Origin of the sequence: Micromonospora sp. CPCC 205558, assembly GCF_036902955.1 — a bacterium.
GTDB lineage: Bacteria > Actinomycetota > Actinomycetes > Mycobacteriales > Micromonosporaceae > Micromonospora.
The window spans coordinates 42143-59917 of the sequence record NZ_JBAKHR010000015.1; the positions used below are offsets into that span (position 1 = coordinate 42143).

Below are 17775 nucleotides of genomic sequence, written 5' to 3' on the forward strand. Positions count from 1 at the left end.
GCTGTTACGGGATAACCTGCCCGTCATGGTCGATCACACTCACGCCCTGTCGTTCGGCGCCGCTGCTGGTGATTACGACCGGTTTCGACCACGTTATCCCGAGGCTGCCGTCCGGTGGGCACTCGACGGGCTGAGCCGCGCCCGGGTGGTCGATCTCGCGGCGGGCACCGGCATCCTGACCCGCGCCGTGCTGGCCCTGGGTCACGAGGTCGTACCGGTCGAGCCCGATCCGGGGATGCGGGCGCAGCTCGTCGTCAGCACCCCGGGAACGACGGCTCTGGCGGGCAGCGCCGAGGCCCTGCCGCTGCCCGACTCGGCTGCGGACGCGGTGCTGGTGGGGACGGCGTACCACTGGTTCGACCGGGAGCCTGCGCACGCCGAGATCGCCCGGGTGCTCCGTGGCGGTGGCACCTTCGCCCCCATCTGGAACATTCGGGACGACAGCGTCGACTGGGTGGCCGAGCTGGGTCGCATCGCCCACTTCGGCGACAAGTCGGCCAACGTGGTGGTCAACGACTACCCCGACTTCGGGCCCGCCTTCGACCCCATCGAGCAGCACGAATTCAGCCACCACACCACGCTCACGCCGGATGAGCTGCACGGCGTGGTCCGCACCCGTTCGTACTGGCTCACCGCCACCACGGACGATCAGCAGCGGGTCGAGCGGGAACTGACCGAACTCCTGAACACCCACCCCGCCCTCGCCGGCCGGGACACCATCGACCTGCCGTACCGGACGCTGGTGCTGCGCGCCCGACGGCGCTGAGGCCCAGCCCGGCGGCCGGCACCGACGGCGGCCGGGGTCACCGGTTGCGCTCGTAGACCATCCGCAGACCGATCAGCGTGATCATCGGCTCGTGGTGGGTGATGCTGCGACACTCGTTCATCACCAGGGATGCGAGACCGCCGGTGGCGATCACCGCCCGCACCTCGCCCAGCTCCTCGGTCATCCGCTCGACGATCCGGTCCACCTGCCCGGCGAAGCCGAAGTACAGGCCGGCCTGGAGGCACTCCACGGTGTTCTTGCCGATCACCGAGCGCGGCTTGGTGGCCTCGACCTTGCGCAACTGCGCGGCCCGGGCGGCCAGCGCGTCGAAGGAGATCTCGATGCCCGGGGCGAACGCCCCGCCGAGGAACTCACCACGCTCGCTGATCACGTCGAAGTTGGTGGTGGTGCCGAAGTCCACCACGATCGACGGGCCGCCGTAGAGGGTGTACGCCGCCAGGGTGTTCACCACCCGGTCGGCGCCCACCTCCTTCGGGTTGTCGATCGCCAACTGCACCCCGGTCCGCACTCCCGGCTCGACCACGACGCTCGGCAGGTCGGCGTAGTAGCGGCTCAGCATGGTGCGCAGCGACCGCAGCGCCGCCGGCACCGTGGAACAGGCGGCCACACCGGTGATCTCGACGTTGTCGGCGGCGAGCAGACCCCGGAACATCAGGCCCAGTTCGTCCGCCGTCGAGCGGGCATCGGTCTTGATCCGCCAGGAGTGCACCAGCTTGTCGCCGTCGAAGGTCGCCAGCACGGTGTTGGTGTTTCCGATGTCGATGCAGAGCAGCACGCACGCAGCCTAGACAACTACTCGGTGCGCAGGTCCAGCGCGATGTCCAGGATCGGCGACGAGTGCGTCAACGCGCCCACCGAGAGGAAGTCCACGCCGGTCGCCGCGTACCGGCCGGCCACCTCCAGGGTCAGCCCGCCGGTCGCCTCCAGCTCCGCCCGGTCACCCACCGCGACCACCGCCTCGGCCAGCACCTCCGGCGTCATGTTGTCGCAGAGCAGGAAGTTCGCCCCGGCCTCCACCGCCTCCACCGCCTCGTCGACAGTTGTCACCTCGACCTGCACCGGCACCTCCGGGAACGCCTCCCGGACCCGCCGGTAGGCCGCCGTGATGCCCCCGGCCGCCAACTTGTGGTTGTCCTTGATCATGGCCACGTCGTAGAGGCCCATCCGCTTGTTGGTGCCACCGCCCGCCCGCACCGCGTACTTCTCCAGTGCCCGCAGGCCCGGGGTCGTCTTGCGGGTGTCCAGCACCATCGCCTTCGTGCCGGCCAACGCGTCCGCCCAGGCGCGGGTGTGGGTGGCCACCCCGGACATCCGGCAGAGCAGGTTGAGCGCCGTCCGCTCGGCCGTCAGCAGCAGCCGGGTCGGGCCGGTCACCGTCGCCAGCACATCGCCGCGGGCCACCCGCTCACCGTCGCGGGCCAGCACCGACACCTCGACGGTACGACCGAAGCCCGTCACCTCGCCCACCAGCTCGAACACGGCGGCGGCCACCGCCATCCCGGCCAACACCCCGTCCGCGCGGGCCACCAGGTCGGCCGTGTCGGTCTGCTCCGACGGAATGGTGGCCACGCTGGTGACGTCCAGGAAGTCCGGGCCCAGATCCTCGACCAGCGCGCCCTCGATCACCTGCCGCACCTGCGCCGGGTCCAGCCCGGCCGCCCGCAACGCGTGCCGCGTCGACTCGATCATGAATTGCCCTCCCATTGCTGCGTCACCAGACCCTGCGCCCCGACCGCCCCCACCAGGTGGCCCAGCCACCGTTCGTCGGCCGTCGGAAAGTCCTCCCGCCAGTGGCAGCCACGCGTCTCACCACGGGCGTACGCGGCGGCAACCAGCGTCGACGCCACGGTGAGCAGGTTCGTCGCCTCCCAGTCGGCGGTCCGCGGGCGGCCCCGGGCAACGCCCAGCTCGGTCAACGTCCCGGCCGTGTCGGCCAGCGTGGCCGCGGATCGGAGCACCCCGGCCCCCCGGGTCATCGCCCGCTGCAGGGGCGGCGTCACCTCCGCGGGCAGCACCCAGCCCGTACCCCCACGCCAGGCGCCGACGTCCGCCGGCTGGGCCTGCTCGGGCAGGCCGGCAGCGATGTCCTCGGCGATCCGCCGGGAGAAGACCAGCCCCTCCAGCAGCGAGTTGCTGGCCAGCCGGTTCGCGCCGTGCACGCCCGTGCAGGCCACCTCACCGCAGGCGTACAGGCCCGGGATGGAGGTACGGCCGCGCAGATCGGTCCGGACGCCGCCGGAGGCGTAGTGGGCGGCCGGCGCCACCGGGATCAGGTCGGTCGCCGGGTCCACGCCGATCGCCAGGCAGGACGCCACGATTGTGGGAAACCGACCGGCCAGGAAGTCGCCGCCCAGGTGCCGCGCGTCGAGGAAGACGTGGTCCGCGCCGCTGGCCAGCAGCACCCGGTGGATGCCCTTGGCCACCACGTCGCGGGGAGCCAGCTCGGCCAACTCGTGCTGGCCCACCATGAACCTCTTGCCGTCCGCGTCCACCAGGAACGCGCCCTCGCCGCGCAACGCCTCGGAGACCAGCGGCTGCTGCGCGTGCCCGGCCCCGGGCACCCCCGCGCCGGTCGGGGTGATCAAGGCGGTCGGGTGGAACTGGACGAACTCCACGTCGGTCACCGCCGCGCCGGCCCGCAGCGCCAGCGCCACCCCGTCCCCGGTGGAGACCGCCGGGTTGGTGGTGGCCGAGAAGACCTGCCCCATTCCTCCGGTGGCGAGCACCACCGCACGGGCCAGCAGCGCGCCGACGCCGTCCTCACTGCCCTCACCCAACACGTGCAGGGTGATCCCACAGGCCGGGCCGAGCCCGTCCGGGCCGTCGCCGGGCGCGCGCAGCAGATCCAGCACGAGTGCGTGCTCGACCAGCCGGATCCACGGGTCGCGCTGCACCGCGGCGTGCAGCGCCCGCTGCACCTCCGCGCCGGTGGCGTCCCCGCCGGCGTGCACGATCCGGTCCGCCCGGTGCCCGCCCTCGCGGGTCAGCATCAACGAGCCGTCCGGGTGTCGATCGAAATCGGCGCCGATCCGGATCAGCTCACGCAGCCGGGTCGGGCCCTCCTCGACCAGCACCCGGACCGCGGCCGGGTCGCACAGCCCGACCCCGGCGACCTCGGTGTCCCGGGCATGCGCCGCCGGGGTGTCGGCTGGATCGAGCACTGCGGCGATGCCGCCCTGCGCCCACCGGGTCGAGCCATCGTCAATGTTGACCTTGGTGACCACCGTGACGTGCAGACCCGCCTCACGCAGGTGCAGCGCCGCGGTCAACCCGGCCACGCCGGAACCCACCACGATCACGTCGGTGGTCTCCACCCAGCCGGGCGCGGGCGCGGCCAGCAGCGCGGGCAGGGCAGGCAGGTCGACGGTCGGGAGACGCATGCCCCCAGTCAACCCGAACCATCCTCGCCCGGGGCGGCGGGGGCGGGACGAGTGTTTTGGGCGACGCCGTCCGGCGCACGCCGCGCCGCGCCGACCGTCAGGCCATGGTCACTTCGTCCGGACCGGTAGGCCCGCCGGACCCGCGCCCTTCAACGAGGCCGTCACCGTACGGTCGCTGAGCCACAGATAGCAGCGGACACCCCGATCACCGACCTTCCACCGCCCCGTCCCCGGCGGTCGGACCACCACACCGCTACGGAAGCGCAGTTCGGAGTTGTCCGGTACGCCCGCGTACCGGGCGAGGACACTGCGACAACCCGTGTAGAGCGGCACCCAGTCGGCGTCCCGGGTCGGGTACGCCCGGTCCGGGGCCCGCCACACCCCGACGAACTCGGCGTCGTGCTGTTTGCCGCACTCCACCGGGATCAGCGTCTGCACACCCCGGCCGGCGCCACCGCGGGTCTGCTGGCAACCGAGGCGCAGCCCGGTGGGCCCCTTCAACGCGTCCCGCAGACTGCCCGAACGGACCACCACGGTGGCCGCCGCCTCGACCGTGGTCAGCTCGGTGAGGTCGCAGCGGAACCACCGGGAACCCGCCGCCCAGCCCGGCCCGTTGGGCAGCGCCACGGACAGCCGCAGCCGGCCGGACCTCCAGTCGTCACCCAGGTAGCCGGTCGCCCGGGTGTCGCACTCGGCGAACGCGCCCCGCAGCTCGGTCGAACCACCCGCCGGAGCGGTCGTCCGCTCGACCGGGAACGCCCCGACATGCACGGTCTCCAGTCGGTGCGGGCCGGCGCAGTCCACCGGCTCGTAGCTGGCCAGGCTGACCAGGTCGGTGAAGTCGCCAGCGTGACACACACCGGCCGCCGGGGTGAACGCCGACGGTGCCGGCAACGCCGCCCAGTCGTCGGTCAGATCACCGTCCAGGCCGCCGGAGGGGGCACAGCCCACCAGCAGCGCCGCCGTGGCAACAGCGGCGAACAGGGTCGTCATGGCACGGCGCATCGCGGCCTCCCCCAGCCACCGACCGGCTTCCGCCAGCGTGCTCAGGGTAACCGGAAATGACCTTCTGGTGACAGACCGGAATCGTGGTACGCGGGATCAGACTGCGGACACAGCCAACGGGCTGGGCACCGGGTTCCCGGCCGTGCCAGGTGCCGCAGCCGCCGGGTCGGCACCCAACTCGATCACCCGGTTGTCGGCGTCGACGTGCACCACCCGGGGCCGGTAGGACCGGGCCTCCGCGTCGTCCATCTGCCCGTACGAGATCAGGATGACCAGGTCACCGGGGTGCACCAGGTGCGCTGCGGCACCGTTGATGCCGATCACGCCGCTGCCCCGCTCGCCCGGGATCACGTACGTCTCCAGCCGGGCGCCGTTGGTGATGTCCACGATCGCCACCTGCTCGCCGGGGAGCAGGTCGGCGGCGTCGAGCAGGTCCTCGTCCACCGTCACCGAACCGACGTAGTGCAGGTCGGCCTGGGTCACCGTGGCACGGTGGATCTTCGACTTGAGCATGGTCCGCAACATCGGGGTGCCTTTCGCGGGATTGGTGGACTGTGGTGCGGCCGGGTCAGGGGCGCGGGGCGAGATGGATCGCCGCGTTGTCGATCAACCGAGTGGCGCCCACCCAGGCGGCGATCACCAGCCGGGCCGGCCCGGACACCGGTCCCGGTTCCAACTCGGGATCGGTGAGCACCAGGTAGTCGAGGCGGGCACCGGGCGTACCGGCACCGAACGCGGCGTGCGCGGCGGTCAGCACCGCCCCCGCGTCCAGACCGTCGTCGGCGGCCCGCGCACCGGCCCGCAACGCGGCGGACAGACTCAGCGCGGCGGCCCGCTCCGGCTCGCTCAGGTAACGGTTGCGGCTGGACAGCGCCAGTCCGTCCGGCTCGCGGACGGTCGGCACGCCGACCACCTCGACCGGCACGTCCAGGTCACGGGCCATCCGCCGGACCAGGGTGAGCTGCTGATAGTCCTTCTCGCCGAAGAACGCGAGGTCCGGCTGGGTGAGCTGGAGCAGCTTCAGCACCACGGTGAGCACGCCGTGGAAGAAGCCGGGGCGGCTCGCGCCCTCCAGCTCGGCGCCGAGCGGACCCGGATCGAGGCTCACCCGGGGCTGCCCGTCCGGGTACATGTCCGCCACCGACGGGGCGAAGACCAGATCGGCGCCCGCCCGCCGGCACACCTCCAGGTCGGCGTCGAGGGTGCGCGGGTAGCGGTCGAAGTCCTCGTTCGGCCCGAACTGCAGCGGGTTCACGAAGATCGTCACCAGCACGTGGTCGGCCTGTTCCCGGGCCGCACGCAGCAACGTCTCGTGCCCGGAGTGCAGCGCGCCCATGGTCATCACCACCCCGACCGTGCCCTTCAGCCCGGCCCGCGCCTCGGCCAACTCGGCGCGCGTGTGCACCACCTGCGTCATGCCGCCACCTCCCTAGCGTTGTCGGCCAGCACGCCGAGCAGCGACTGCGCGTCCACCGGCCGCAGCCGGCCGGCGGCGATCGCCCGGTCGGCGGTACGCCGGGCCAGCGCCAGGTAAGCGGGAACGGACTCCGGGGCGGTCTCGGCCAACCGGGCCAGGTGCCGCTGGACGGTGCCCGCGTCGCCACGGGAGACCGGGCCGGTCAACGCGTCGTCGCCGAGCCGCAGCGCGTTCTCCAGGGCCGCGCGCAGCAGCGGGGCGAGCACCTTCTCCGGCCGGGACACCCCGGCGTCACGCAGCCGGTCGGTCGCCTCGTTGACCAGGGTCACCAGGTGGTTGGCGCCGTGGGCCAGCGCGGCGTGGTAGAGCGGACGATCCGACTCGGCCACCCACTCGGGCACGCCTCCGAGGTCGGTGACCAGTCGGGCGGCCAGGGCGCGCAACTCCGCCGGGGCGGTCACCCCGTACGACATGCCGTCGAGGCGGGCCAGGTCGTCCGGCGTACCGGTGAAGGTCATCGCGGGGTGCAGGGCGAGCGGCCGGGCGCCCGCCGCGACGGCCGGCCCCAGCACGGCCAGGCCGTGCGCTCCCGAGGTGTGCGCGACGATCTGGCCCGGATGCAGCACGCCCCGCTCCGCGAGGTCGGCGACCACGGCGGCCAGCCTGTCGTCCGGTACCGCGATCAGCAGCAGGTCGGCGGCGGCGTGGGCTACGGCGGCGACCGGGCGGCGGGGCACCTCGGGCAGGAGCAGTGCGAGGCGGGCACGGCTGGCTCCGGAGTTGCCGGAGACGGCGACCACCCGGTGCCCGGCGGCGGCGAGCGCGGCGCCCAGCACAGCACCGACCCGGCCGGCGCCGACGACACCGACGGTGAGCAGACGGGAGGTGGCGGAAGCACCGAGAACGGCGGGCCCCTGAGGGGCGGCCGGACGCGGGCGCAACGGTGCGCTCATGACGACGATCCAGTCCTCGAGAAGGGGTACCGGTCGATCGCAAGTATGCGCCCGCGCCACAGAGCCGAAACAGGATGTGTGAAAACGTTCACCACTGGAGGAAGGGCCGTTTGTCAACGCCCCCGGTGGGTACGGGGCAGCCACTGCGACCAGGGCCGCGACCAGGTGCCAGCGGTGCGTCAGCCGGTTGCCGACGTGATGGCGCGTAGCTCGGCGGCCACCTCGGCGATCAGGTCGCTGAGCGGGGCGTCGTTGTCGGGCGCGACCCAGCGGGCGTACGCGACCCGGAAGACCGTGACTCCGGACTCGGTGGCCAGGGTGGCCGTGGTCTCGTCGAGGCCCCTGGCCCGCAGGGCGGCGGTGACGGCGGCCACCAGTGAGCCGGTCTTGCGCAGTTCACGCTCCTGCAGCTCCGGGCTGCTCTCGATGATGGTCTGCCGCGCTCGGACCAGGTCGAGACGGTCCGCGAAGATCTCCTCCGCCACCCGGCGGAAGGCGGCGACGACCGCCTCGAACGGGGCGGCGTCCGTCTCGGCCACCGCCTTGACCAGGACCTCCTCCAGGTGCCCACTGCCGCTGAAGAGCGCCTCGCGCTTGTCGCCGAAGAGCCGGTAGAAGGTGCGTTTGTCGAGGCCGGCCCGGGCGGCGATGTCGGCGACAGTGGTCTGTTCGAAGCCGCGCTCGCGGAACAACTCGAAGGCAGCCGCCTCCAGGCGGCCGCGTGCGTCCGGTTGCCAACGGGCCATGTGGCGATGGTATCCGACGTCACACTGCGACATTAATTCGTCCCGCATGTCGCAGCGTGACATCATGCGAGATACGGTTATGTCGCAAGGTGACATCGGCACTCACGAAGGAACCACAATGCGCGTATTCGTCACTGGCGCCTCCGGCCACCTCGGCTCCGCAGTCGTCCCGGAACTGCTCTCCGCCGGGCACGAGGTCGTCGGCCTGGCCCGCTCCGACACCTCCGCCGCCGCCATCGAGAAGCTCGGTGCTCAGGCACACCGCGGCGGCCTGTCCGACCTCGACGTGCTCCGGGACGAGGCGGCAGCCGCCGATGGGGTGATCCATCTGGCATTCCGCCACGACCTCATGGTCAACGGCGACCTGGCCGGCGCTGCCAAGGTTGACCTGGACGCCCTCACGGCACTCGCCGACGGCTTGGCCGGCTCCGGCAAGCCCCTGGTCGGCACCGGCGGGACGGCCATGCTCGTGATGGGCGGCATCGTCGGCCGCCCCGGCACCGAACTCGACACCTTCCCGGGCGGCGGCTACCGGATCGACGCGGAGAACTTCGTCGCCGGCCTCGCCGCCCGCGGCGTGCGCTCCTCCATCGTCCGGCTCGCGCCCACGGTGCACAGTTCACTCGACCACTACGGCTTCATCACCACCATCATCGCGGCGGCCCGGCGGAAGGGGTACGCCGCCTACGTCGGCGAGGGCAGCAACCGGTGGCCGGCCGTCCACACGCTCGACGCGGCAGTGCTCTACCGACTCGCCCTCGAAAAGGCCCCAGCCGGCACTCGCCTGCACGGGGCCGCCGACGAAGGCGTCCCCTTCCAGCAGATCGCGGCAGCCATCGGCGCCAACCTCGGCATCCCGGTCCGCAGCATCAGCCCCGCCGAGGCCAACGACCACTTCGGCTTCCTCGGGTCGTTCGCACAGATGGACAACCCGACGTCGTCCGCCATCACCCGCGAACTGCTGGACTGGACCCCGGCCCACCCCGGCCTGATCGCGGACCTGCACGAAGGGCACTACTTCCAGGCCTGAACCACGCAGCCGACCGGCGGGGACGGAAGTCGTCGCCCCCTCCGGTGGCCGTAGGGTCGGCACGGTGACACCTCGTGAACCCGGAGTGGACTGATGTCGATCCCGTGGCGAGACGCGATGAGCCAGGCCCTCTACGGGCCGGACGGCTTCTTCGTGGCCGGCAGCGGGCCGGCCGACCACTTCCGCACCAGCGTGCACGCGTCCCCGGCGTTCGCCACCGCGCTGCTGCGCCTGCTCACGCAGGTGGACGCCGCCCTCGGCCACCCATCCTGTCTCGATGTGGTCGACGTGGGTGCTGGGCGGGGGGAACTGTTGCGCGCGCTCGTCGGGGGCGCGGTGGAGGTTTCCGGGGAGCCCGCCCACTCCGGGCGGTCACGCTTGATCCCTCCGTGGTCGGGCTCCCCGGAAACCCTGACTCCCACGGCCTCCGCCCCTGCGTTGGCCTCCGATCCGTCGCCGGTCGCTGTCCGTCCGTCGCTTGCGGAACGCATCCGCTTCACAGCAGTCGAGTACGCCGACCGCCCCGAGAACCTGCCCAAAGAGATCAACTGGACCACTGAGATCCCCCACGAGATCACTGGACTGTTGATCGCTACCGAATGGCTGGACAACGTCCCGTTGGACGTGGCGGTGCACACCGAAGATGGTTGGCGATACGTCCTGGTCGACCCCGACAGTGGGGTGGAGACGATTGGCGAGCCGGTCGCCCCCGACGACCTCGACTGGTTGACCACCTGGTGGCCCCATCCCGCGAGCTCGTCCCACGCGGACCCTGATCTGACCCCGACCGACGCGACAACCGAGAACGAGTCGGGTTTCCGGGCAGAGATCGGCAGACCGAGGGACGAAGCCTGGGCCGACGCGGTCCGGAAGATCAGCCGAGGGCTGGCGGTCGCCGTTGACTACGGGCACCTGAGAGAGGGTCGGCCGGTGGACGGGACGTTGACCGGGTATCGGGGTGGGCGGCAGGTGCCTCCGGTGCCCGACGGGTCGAGTGACGTGACCGCGCACGTAGCCATGGACTCGGTCGCCTCCGCTGGCGCGGCGGTCGCCCGGTGCGCGTACTCCCTGGTCTTGCAGCGGGAGGCGCTGCGGGCGCTCGGGGCCGACGGTGGGCGACCGCCGCTCAGCCTGGCCGGCACGGACCCGGTCGGCTACGTGCGGGCGCTGGCCGCCGCGTCGGCGGTGGCCGAGCTGACCGACCCGGCCGGGCTCGGCGGGCACTGGTGGTTGCGCCAGCCGGTCGGCATCCCGCTCGGGCCGGTCGTGGCACGATGACGGGCATGACCACCGACGCCGGGGCCCTCCGTGAACTGACCGTCGGCACCGGGGCCGGCCTGGTCGCCGGCACTGGCGACCAGCAGCTCGGCACCGACATGGTGTTGAACATCGGCCCGCAGCACCCCTCGACGCACGGCGTGCTGCGGCTGAAGCTGGTGCTCGACGGCGAGCGGGTCGTCGCCTGCGAACCGATCGTCGGTTACATGCACCGGGGCGCCGAGAAGCTCTTCGAGGTGCGTGACTACCGGCAGATCATCGTGCTGGCCAACCGGCACGACTGGCTCTCGGCGTTCTCCAACGAGCTGGGTGTGGTGCTCGCTGTGGAACGCCTGATGGGCATGGAGGTGCCGGAGCGGGCCACCTGGCTGCGGATGGCCCTCGCGGAGCTGAACCGGGTGCTCAACCACCTGATGTTCCTCGGCTCGTACCCGTTGGAGATCGGGGCGATCACGCCGATCTTCTACGCCTTCCGGGAACGCGAGACCATCCAGGCGGTGATGGAGGAGGTCTCCGGCGGCCGGATCCACTACATGTTCAACCGGGTGGGTGGCCTCAAGGAAGAGGTGCCGTACGGCTGGACCGGGCGGGCCCGCGCGGCGATCGGTGAGGTACGCCGCCGGTTGCCCGACCTGGACCACCTGATCCGCCGCAACGACATCTTCCTGGCCCGTACCGTCGGCGTGGGCGTCCTGTCCGCCGCGGACGCCGCCGCGTTCGGCGCGTCCGGCCCGGTGGCCCGCGCCTCCGGGCTCGACCTGGACCTGCGCCGCGACGACCCCTACCTGGCCTACGACGAGCTGGACGTGCCGGTGGTCACCCGGACCGCCGGGGACTGCCACGCCCGTTTCGAGGTGCTGCTCGACCAGGTGTACGCGTCGCTGGACCTTGCCGAGCAGTGCCTCGACCGGGTGGACCGGCTGACCGGGCCGATCAACACCCGACTGCCGAAGGTGCTCAAGGCGCCGGAGGGGCACACGTACGCCTGGACGGAGAACCCGCTCGGCATCAACGGCTACTACCTGGTGTCGCGGGGCGAGAAGACGCCGTGGCGGTTGAAGTTGCGCACCGCCTCGTACGCGAATGTGCAGGCGTTGGCCACCCTGCTCCCCGGCTGCCTGGTCCCGGATCTGATCGCGATCCTCGGCTCGATGTTCTTCGTGGTCGGCGACATCGACAAGTGACCCGGGCCGGCTGACCGGGTCACCGCCAGCGGTCGGCGGGTGGCGCGCCGCCGGCACGCGGTGCGTCGTCCTGGGGCGGGTAGCCGTAGCGCTCGTCGACCCGCCGCCGGCCGGTCCGTTCCGGCACGGGTTCCGCCTGGTGGCCGCGTTGGCGCGGTGGGCGCCACTCGTCCGGCACCGGCACACCACCCGCCGGCAGCGCGGGGCGTCCCGGCTCGGCCCGCCAGCCACCGTCGCGGTCGTGGCGGCGCGGCTCTTCATACCGGCCGGCGTCCTCGTAGCGGCGCGGCTCCTCGTAGTAGCCGGCGTCCTCGTGGCGGACGGCGTCCTCGTGGCGGCGCGGCTCCTCGTGGCGGACGGTGGCCCAGCGGTCGGCCATCCGGTACTCGGTGCCGGTGGCGTCGGCGTGCACCTCGGCCCGGCGTTCGCCGACCCGCAACTCGCGGCCGTTCTCGTCGTCACGGACGGCGGCCCACCGGTCACCGGCCCGCAACTGCGACCAGTACTCGCCGGTGTCGTCGGCCCGCAGGGGCGGCCCGGGCTGCGGCGCGGCCGCCGCCCGGTCACGCTGCTCCGACCAGCCCCGGTCATCCGGGCTGTCCCAGGAGCCCGCCGCCGGCCGCTCCGGGGTGCGGTGTGACCGGGGAGCTGGCGTGGGCTCGTCGGGCTGGGCGTACGCGTCGCGCCGCTCGGTCCACTCTGGCTCGTCGCGGCGGTCCGTCCAGCCCGGCTCGTCGCCGTAACCGGCTCTGGGGCGCTCGTCCGGCTCGTTCCTCGCCCGGCCGGCCGGGCGGGGACGCTCGTCCGCGTCACCGCCCCGGGTCCACTCCTGCGCGGGCGGGGTCCACTGGCCGGCGTACCCGCCGCCGTAGCGCCCGGCCGGCTCGGCCGCGCCTCCGTCCACAACTGTGTGCCGGGTGGTGACGTGCACGGTCTCGGTGTGTCGGACCACGCCACCCGGCCGGTGGGCCGGTTCGGGGCGGTCGTGCTCCCGGGGTCGGGCTGAGCCGTACGCGGTGGCGGCCGGCCGTTCCCCGCCGTACGTCCCGGCGGTGGCCGGCGGCTCGGGGGCCTCCCGTGCGTACGCCGGCTCGTCGTCGTCCGGGCGCTCGGAGCGCCCCCATCGGGGCGCGTCGTCGGGGCTCGACACCCGGGCGCGGCCGGCCGACGCGTCGCCCGCGACCCGGCTACGGGCCACCGGCGTGTCGTGCACCTGTGGTTCGACGGCAGCCACCCGCGCCCGCCCGGCGCCGGCCGGCTCGACAGCGGGAGCGGCACCGGCGAGAGCGGCACCGCTGGCGTCGAGGCGGCGGCGCACCGCGGCGACTGCCTCGTGGGCCCGTTGCGCCTGGTCGAGCGCCTGATTGCCGCGCTGGGCGGCAGCCACGATCTCGCCGCGCAGCTCCCGACGCAGCTCTTCGATCTCGTCCAGCAGCTCGTCGGTCCGCGCCGAGTCGCCCTCGCCGTCGGGCCGCAACGCGATGGACAGACCGATCAACACCACCGCGAGAATGGCGAGCACCGCGGCGAAGCGCAGCGGGCCGTTGCCGTCGGCCACCAGCAGGATCAGCGCCGCCACCGGGGCGAGGGCGACGCCCGCCCAGAAGAGCATGGTCAGCAGCGGTGGTTGACGCCGGGCGTCAGAGGTGGCCGGGGCTGGCATGGATGTGCAGCCTACCCACGATGTCCAGCGGAGGGAACGGGGTGCCCGGGACGCGCGGACGCCCCCGCCCGGTCGCGGGCGGGGGCGTCCACAGCAGGTGCGGGAGGAGGGCTCAGCTGGTGGCGAAGGCCCCATCCGAGGAGAAGATCAGGCCCACGCTGATCGAACCGTCGCGCAGCCCGCTCTTGGTCAGCGGCCCACCCTGGTCAAGTGAGGAGAACTTGCCGAACGACAGCCCGTACGTCTTCTCCAGGCCCGGCTTGCAGAACGGACGCTGCTCGCACTCCGGCGGGCCACCCAGCACGGTCGCGCTGCCGGAGCACTTCGCGGCCAACTCGGAGAGGGTCCGCACGCCGTGCTTGTCGGCGAAGGCCTGGGTCACCGCGAAGGCGTTCTGGTCCTGTGCGGCGGCCGGGGTGCCGAAGGTGATGCCGACCTTGTCACCCTCGGCCTTGAGCGCGGTCACCGTCGTGTTGATGTCCGGCGAGGAGATCGGCGGCGGGGTGCCGCCCTTGGCCTTGGTGTTGAGGAACTCGGCCATGGTCGCCGCGTACTCCGGGACGACCTGGACCTCGCCCTTCTCCAGGGCGGGCTCGTACAGCTCACGGTTGCCGATCTGCTGCACCTTGACCTGGTAGCCGGCGGCGGTGAGCGCGATCCGGTACAGCTCGCCCAGAATCTGGCTCTCGGCGAAGTTACCGGCACCCACGGTGATGTCGCCGCCCGGGCCCTTGGCGATGCCCGCGGTGAGGTTGTTCGCGCTGGCGAACTCCTCGGCCGCCACCTTCGGGGTCTTGCGGTCCTCGTTCACCGCCTTGTTGAGCTGGATCAGCTTCGGGGTGTCGAGCGCGGCGGAGACCTTGTCCAGTGCGGCGATCAGCTGCGGATTGGCCGCCTTGCTGTTGACCGCCGGAATGATGTTGTCGGAGTTCTGGAGCTTCTTGTCGTCCTGCAGAGCGATGAGCTGCTGACCGGCCACCGGGGCGCACCCGGCGCCGGAGGCGCTGGTCTGGGGTGCGTCGGTGCCGGACGAGCCGGCGTCACCGCAGCCGGTGAGGAGCGCTGCCCCGGCGACGGCGCTGACAGCCCCGATCGCCAGACGTGTACGTGCGCGCATGTGCCCGCCTTCCGTGTCCCGGCGCGGCCCGTCCTGGGCCGGCCGCGTGTCCGACGGGCGATCCTGACTGTCGGTCGCCCGCGAATATCCACCCAACATGTTCCGCAACCGACCGACAACTTGAGATGGACTTCGTCACCCCATCGTCACCGAACGGATGCGACCCGGTGGCCGGTTCGACGCGGGGCCCCCCGGACGGGGTCAGGCGCTCCCGGTGGCGTCGGCGGCCCGGGGCCGTCCCAGGCGCTGTCGCTGGCGCCGCAGTGGCTTGGGGGTGACCAGCCGTTCGACGCCACCGAGGACCACCTCAGCGAGCAGCGCGAGCCCGGCCACCAGCACCCCGCCAGCGACGATCTGCCCGCCGCCGGCCGCGATGCCGATACCGAAGCCGGTTCGGATGATCTGGCCCAGGCCGCCGCCGTTGACGAAGGACGCCAGCGCCGCGGTCGCGATCACCTGGACCGCCGCCGTCCGGAAGCCGGCCGCCAGATAGGGCACCGCCAGCGGCAACTCCACCCGGCGCAGCAACTGTGCGCTGGACAGACCCATACCCCGGGCCGCGTCGCGGGCCTCTGGGTCCACCTGCCGCACCCCGGTGTAGGCGTTGGCCAGCAGCGGCGGCACGGCGAAGACGGCCAGTGCCACCACGACCGGCGTCTTCCCGAAGCCGCTGGCGAAGACCACCGGCAGGATGGTCAGCAGGGCCAGAGTGGGGATGGCCAGGGTGGCGTTGGAGATCAGCACCACCAGGCCGCCACCTCGGCCGAGATGCCCCAGCCAGAGCCCGAGCGGCCAGGCCACCAGGCAGCCGAGCGCCACCGCCAGGGCGGAGATCGTCAGGTGCTCGCCGAGCCGGTCCAGCATTCCGCCCGGGTTGGTCCAGTTCAGCGGGTCGTTGACCCAGGTGATCGCCTGCCCGATCGGGTTCGCCGCGACGGTCACCGCGCCCTCCGGGTGGACCACGGGGTCACCAGTCTGGCGACCAGGATGAGCAGCAGGTCGAGCACGACCGCGAGCGCCACGCAGAGCAGCGCGGCGGTCATGATCTCGGCCTTGTAGAGGTTGTTCTGGAAGCCCGCGAAGATCAACTGCCCGAGCCCGCCGTGCCCGACCAGCACCCCGACCGTGACCAACGCCACCGTTGAGACGGTCGCCAGCCGTACGCCGGTCACGATGCCCGGAAGCGCCAGCGGCAGGTCGATCCGGAACAGGCGCCGCCACCGGCCGTAACCCATGCCCTCGGCGGCCTCCCGAACCTCCGGGGGCACCTGATTGAGACCGGCCACCACGTTGCGCACGATCAGCAGCAGCGCGTAGAGGACCAGCCCGACCAACACCGTGGTCGCCCCGGTGCCCAGGTAGGGGGCGATGAACGCGAAGAGCGCCAACGACGGGATGGTGTAGACCACCCCGCTGACGGCGAGGATCGGGCCGGCGAGCGGACGGAACCAGTAGGCCAGCACCGACAACGGCAGGGCGATCAGCACCGCGATCAACACCGCCCGCCCGGTGAGGGAGGCGTGTTCGCGCACCGCGGCGAGGATCGTGTCAGAGTTGTCCCGCACGTACTGCCAGGAGAACCAGGGGTTACCCGGGTCGGCCCGGTAGCTCAGGCGGAAGGACATACGTGGACGTTACCCCGGAGGCTGCCAGCGTGGCCCAATCCCCTCGCGCGGCGTCGATCTCCCTGCACGGCATCCAGAAGCGCTACCCGAACGGCACCGAGGCTGTCCGGGACCTCAGCCTGGATGTCCGGGCCGGTGAACTGGTGGTCCTGATCGGCCCGTCCGGCTGCGGCAAGTCGACAGTGCTGCGGATGATCAATCGCCTGATCGAACCGACCGCCGGCCGCATCACACTTGGTGACGAGGATGTCACCGATGTGGACCCGGTGCGACTACGCCGCCGAATCGGGTACGTGATCCAGAACGTCGGTCTCTTTCCACACCAGACGGTGCGGGCCAACGTGGCCACCGTGCCGGGCCTGCTCCGCTGGCCCAAGGGGCAGACCCGGGCCCGGGTCGACGAGCTGCTCGACCTGGTCGGGCTGGACCCGAGCGAGTTCGGTGGCCGCTACCCGCACGAGCTCTCGGGTGGCCAACGGCAGCGGGTCGGTGTCGCCCGCGCGCTCGCCGCCGACCCGGTGGTGCTGCTGATGGACGAGCCGTTCTCGGCCGTCGACCCGATCGTCCGGGCCCGCCTCCAGGAGGAGTTCCTGCGCCTTCAGGCCGAGGTGCGTAAGACGATCGTGCTGGTCACCCACGACCTCGACGAGGCGGTCCGACTCGGTGACCGGATCGCGGTGCTCTCCGCGGGCGGGCACCTGGAGCAGTACGACACACCGGCCGCGCTGCTCGGCGCACCCGCCACCGGGTTCGTACGCGAATTCGTCGGCGCCGACCGGGGCATCCGCCGGCTCGCGGTCACCCCACTCGACCGGGACGCGCTGGAGCCGGTGCCCGAGGACGGCGCACCGGACCTGCCCACCGTCGCGGTGGACGGCTCCGCGTACGACGCATTGGCGGTCCTGCTCACCTCGGGCCGGGATCGGCTCCTCGTGACCGACGGCGACCGGCCGGTGGGTGCGCTCAGCCGACAGCGCCTCCTCGACCTCGGCCGCCCCACCAGCTGACCCGCCTCAGTCGGTCGCGGCTGGCCCCCCGCCTCGCGTCGGGTCAGGCGCGACCGCCGAGGCTGGCGATACCGATGATCCACCCGGTGAGGAAGCCGTAACCGGCACCGGCGCTGGCGTCCTGGAGTGCCCCCAGCAGCGAGGGCGCCGGGCCGAGCAACGCCGCCAGCACGGCGGCCAGCCCACCGGCCAGCACGTAGGCGGCCCAGCCGGAAAAGAACTGGCTGACCGGGCCGGGCACCCGGGCGACCTGGGCCGCCGGCAACAGGTAGAGCAGAGCCACCGCCAGGACCACCAGCAGCACGGCCCGCAGGTCGGCGGCGAACAACCCACCGGCCTGCCCGTCGGCGTCGAGCCGCCAGGCCGGCCACGCGAGAAGGCGCGCGTAGAAGGCGCCGGCCGACGCCGGGTCGGTCAGGGTGACCGCCCAACCGGTGTACGCCGGACTGCCGCAGATGCCGACCAGCAGCAACACGGCGAGCGCGCCGGTGCCGGCGGCCGTGCCGTAGCGGCTGACCGGGCCGGAGCGGTGCATGAACGATGCGATCCGCCCAGCCCCCGAACCGTTGGCTCGGGCGGACCT

Annotated in this window: 18 protein-coding genes; 5 read left to right on the forward strand and 13 right to left on the reverse strand. The window is 72.5% G+C overall.

All coding sequences use genetic code 11. The features are described from left to right. The first annotated feature begins 25 nt into the window (after positions 1 to 25). On the forward strand, positions 26 to 766 hold the full coding sequence (locus V6U86_RS18205; RefSeq protein ID WP_334504904.1) for a class I SAM-dependent methyltransferase: 741 nt from the start codon (positions 26 to 28) through the stop codon (positions 764 to 766). 37 nt (positions 767 to 803) lie between these two features. Here V6U86_RS18205 and V6U86_RS18210 read toward each other — a convergent pair whose 3' ends face one another. The 8 genes from V6U86_RS18210 to V6U86_RS18245 all read right to left on the reverse strand — a co-directional run bounded on the left by V6U86_RS18210 (position 804) and on the right by V6U86_RS18245 (position 8288). Continuing rightward, complete coding sequence (locus V6U86_RS18210; RefSeq protein ID WP_334504906.1) at positions 804 to 1562, reverse strand: type III pantothenate kinase; 759 nt, start codon at positions 1560 to 1562, stop codon at positions 804 to 806. Between the two features lie 17 nt (positions 1563 to 1579). After that, positions 1580 to 2476: a carboxylating nicotinate-nucleotide diphosphorylase gene (gene nadC / locus V6U86_RS18215; RefSeq protein ID WP_334504909.1), complete on the reverse strand. Its 897-nt coding sequence runs from the start codon at positions 2474 to 2476 to the stop codon at positions 1580 to 1582. Further along, the gene (locus tag V6U86_RS18220) at positions 2473 to 4167 is read right to left on the reverse strand and encodes an L-aspartate oxidase (protein WP_334504911.1); all 1695 of its coding nucleotides are present in this window, start codon (positions 4165 to 4167) and stop codon (positions 2473 to 2475) included. Before V6U86_RS18220 ends, nadC begins: the two co-directional genes overlap by 4 nt. Positions 4168 to 4275: 108 nt before the next feature. After that, positions 4276 to 5172, reverse strand: coding sequence for a septum formation family protein (locus V6U86_RS18225; RefSeq protein ID WP_334504913.1), 897 nt, complete (start codon positions 5170 to 5172; stop codon positions 4276 to 4278). A 96-nt stretch (positions 5173 to 5268) separates the two neighbouring features. Continuing rightward, entirely contained in the window at positions 5269 to 5697 is a 429-nt protein-coding gene (gene panD / locus V6U86_RS18230; protein ID WP_334504916.1) for an aspartate 1-decarboxylase, read from the reverse strand. Between the two features lie 43 nt (positions 5698 to 5740). Continuing rightward, positions 5741 to 6589 (reverse strand): pantoate--beta-alanine ligase, encoded by an 849-nt coding sequence (gene panC, locus V6U86_RS18235; RefSeq protein ID WP_334504918.1) that lies wholly within the window; start codon positions 6587 to 6589, stop codon positions 5741 to 5743. Then, positions 6586 to 7542: a Rossmann-like and DUF2520 domain-containing protein gene (locus tag V6U86_RS18240; protein ID WP_334504920.1), complete on the reverse strand. Its 957-nt coding sequence runs from the start codon at positions 7540 to 7542 to the stop codon at positions 6586 to 6588. The genes panC and V6U86_RS18240 overlap by 4 nt, the downstream gene beginning before the upstream one ends. A 179-nt stretch (positions 7543 to 7721) precedes the next feature. Continuing rightward, a complete protein-coding gene (locus tag V6U86_RS18245; protein WP_334504922.1) occupies positions 7722 to 8288 on the reverse strand; it encodes a TetR family transcriptional regulator in 567 nt (188 codons plus the stop codon). Between the two features lie 118 nt (positions 8289 to 8406). On the opposite strand from V6U86_RS18245, the gene V6U86_RS18250 reads away from it, so the two are divergent. From V6U86_RS18250 to V6U86_RS18260, 3 genes are all read left to right on the forward strand, one after another. After that, a complete protein-coding gene (locus V6U86_RS18250) occupies positions 8407 to 9318 on the forward strand; it encodes an SDR family oxidoreductase (protein WP_334504924.1) in 912 nt (303 codons plus the stop codon). A gap of 93 nt (positions 9319 to 9411) precedes the next feature. Further along, positions 9412 to 10596: an SAM-dependent methyltransferase gene (locus V6U86_RS18255; RefSeq protein WP_334504926.1), complete on the forward strand. Its 1185-nt coding sequence runs from the start codon at positions 9412 to 9414 to the stop codon at positions 10594 to 10596. Beyond that, on the forward strand, positions 10593 to 11780 hold the full coding sequence (locus tag V6U86_RS18260; RefSeq protein ID WP_208648839.1) for an NADH-quinone oxidoreductase subunit D: 1188 nt from the start codon (positions 10593 to 10595) through the stop codon (positions 11778 to 11780). Before V6U86_RS18255 ends, V6U86_RS18260 begins: the two co-directional genes overlap by 4 nt. 19 nt (positions 11781 to 11799) lie before the next feature. Here V6U86_RS18260 and V6U86_RS18265 read toward each other — a convergent pair whose 3' ends face one another. The 4 genes from V6U86_RS18265 to V6U86_RS18280 all read right to left on the reverse strand — a co-directional run bounded on the left by V6U86_RS18265 (position 11800) and on the right by V6U86_RS18280 (position 16185). After that, complete coding sequence (locus tag V6U86_RS18265; protein WP_334504931.1) at positions 11800 to 13443, reverse strand: hypothetical protein; 1644 nt, start codon at positions 13441 to 13443, stop codon at positions 11800 to 11802. Between the two features lie 112 nt (positions 13444 to 13555). Then, positions 13556 to 14560 carry a glycine betaine ABC transporter substrate-binding protein gene (locus tag V6U86_RS18270; protein ID WP_334504933.1) on the reverse strand — a complete coding sequence of 335 codons (1005 nt, stop codon included), beginning with the start codon at positions 14558 to 14560 and terminating at the stop codon, positions 13556 to 13558. A 201-nt stretch (positions 14561 to 14761) separates the two neighbouring features. Further along, positions 14762 to 15502, reverse strand: a complete 741-nt coding sequence (locus V6U86_RS18275; protein WP_334505119.1) for an ABC transporter permease — start codon at positions 15500 to 15502, stop codon at positions 14762 to 14764. Next, the gene (locus V6U86_RS18280) at positions 15499 to 16185 is read right to left on the reverse strand and encodes an ABC transporter permease (RefSeq protein ID WP_238658416.1); all 687 of its coding nucleotides are present in this window, start codon (positions 16183 to 16185) and stop codon (positions 15499 to 15501) included. The genes V6U86_RS18275 and V6U86_RS18280 overlap by 4 nt, the downstream gene beginning before the upstream one ends. A gap of 2 nt (positions 16186 to 16187) precedes the next feature. Here V6U86_RS18280 and V6U86_RS18285 point away from each other — a divergent pair, with 2 nt between their 5' ends. After that, on the forward strand, positions 16188 to 17192 hold the full coding sequence (locus V6U86_RS18285) for an ABC transporter ATP-binding protein (protein WP_334504938.1): 1005 nt from the start codon (positions 16188 to 16190) through the stop codon (positions 17190 to 17192). Positions 17193 to 17235: 43 nt separating this feature from the next. On the opposite strand, the gene V6U86_RS18290 is transcribed toward V6U86_RS18285, so the two are convergent. Continuing rightward, positions 17236 to 17727, reverse strand: coding sequence for a hypothetical protein (locus tag V6U86_RS18290; RefSeq protein ID WP_334504940.1), 492 nt, complete (start codon positions 17725 to 17727; stop codon positions 17236 to 17238). Positions 17728 to 17775: the final 48 nt, after the last annotated feature.

What these genes read in the sequence shown, in the direction of transcription:
- V6U86_RS18220 (WP_334504911.1), bottom strand. Translation starts at nt 4,167, where the DNA reads ATGCGTCTCCCGACCGTCGACCTGCCTGCCCTGCCCGCGCTGCTGGCC.
- V6U86_RS18270 (WP_334504933.1), bottom strand. Translation starts at nt 14,560, where the DNA reads ATGCGCGCACGTACACGTCTGGCGATCGGGGCTGTCAGCGCCGTCGCC.
- V6U86_RS18280 (WP_238658416.1), bottom strand. Translation starts at nt 16,185, where the DNA reads ATGTCCTTCCGCCTGAGCTACCGGGCCGACCCGGGTAACCCCTGGTTC.
- panC (WP_334504918.1), bottom strand. Translation starts at nt 6,589, where the DNA reads ATGACGCAGGTGGTGCACACGCGCGCCGAGTTGGCCGAGGCGCGGGCC.
- V6U86_RS18290 (WP_334504940.1), bottom strand. Translation starts at nt 17,727, where the DNA reads ATGCACCGCTCCGGCCCGGTCAGCCGCTACGGCACGGCCGCCGGCACC.
- nadC (WP_334504909.1), bottom strand. Translation starts at nt 2,476, where the DNA reads ATGATCGAGTCGACGCGGCACGCGTTGCGGGCGGCCGGGCTGGACCCG.
- V6U86_RS18260 (WP_208648839.1), top strand. Translation starts at nt 10,593, where the DNA reads ATGACGGGCATGACCACCGACGCCGGGGCCCTCCGTGAACTGACCGTC.
- V6U86_RS18245 (WP_334504922.1), bottom strand. Translation starts at nt 8,288, where the DNA reads ATGGCCCGTTGGCAACCGGACGCACGCGGCCGCCTGGAGGCGGCTGCC.
- V6U86_RS18205 (WP_334504904.1), top strand. Translation starts at nt 26, where the DNA reads ATGGTCGATCACACTCACGCCCTGTCGTTCGGCGCCGCTGCTGGTGAT.
- V6U86_RS18240 (WP_334504920.1), bottom strand. Translation starts at nt 7,542, where the DNA reads ATGAGCGCACCGTTGCGCCCGCGTCCGGCCGCCCCTCAGGGGCCCGCC.
- panD (WP_334504916.1), bottom strand. Translation starts at nt 5,697, where the DNA reads ATGTTGCGGACCATGCTCAAGTCGAAGATCCACCGTGCCACGGTGACC.
- V6U86_RS18250 (WP_334504924.1), top strand. Translation starts at nt 8,407, where the DNA reads ATGCGCGTATTCGTCACTGGCGCCTCCGGCCACCTCGGCTCCGCAGTC.
- V6U86_RS18265 (WP_334504931.1), bottom strand. Translation starts at nt 13,443, where the DNA reads ATGCCAGCCCCGGCCACCTCTGACGCCCGGCGTCAACCACCGCTGCTG.
- V6U86_RS18255 (WP_334504926.1), top strand. Translation starts at nt 9,412, where the DNA reads ATGTCGATCCCGTGGCGAGACGCGATGAGCCAGGCCCTCTACGGGCCG.
- V6U86_RS18225 (WP_334504913.1), bottom strand. Translation starts at nt 5,172, where the DNA reads ATGCGCCGTGCCATGACGACCCTGTTCGCCGCTGTTGCCACGGCGGCG.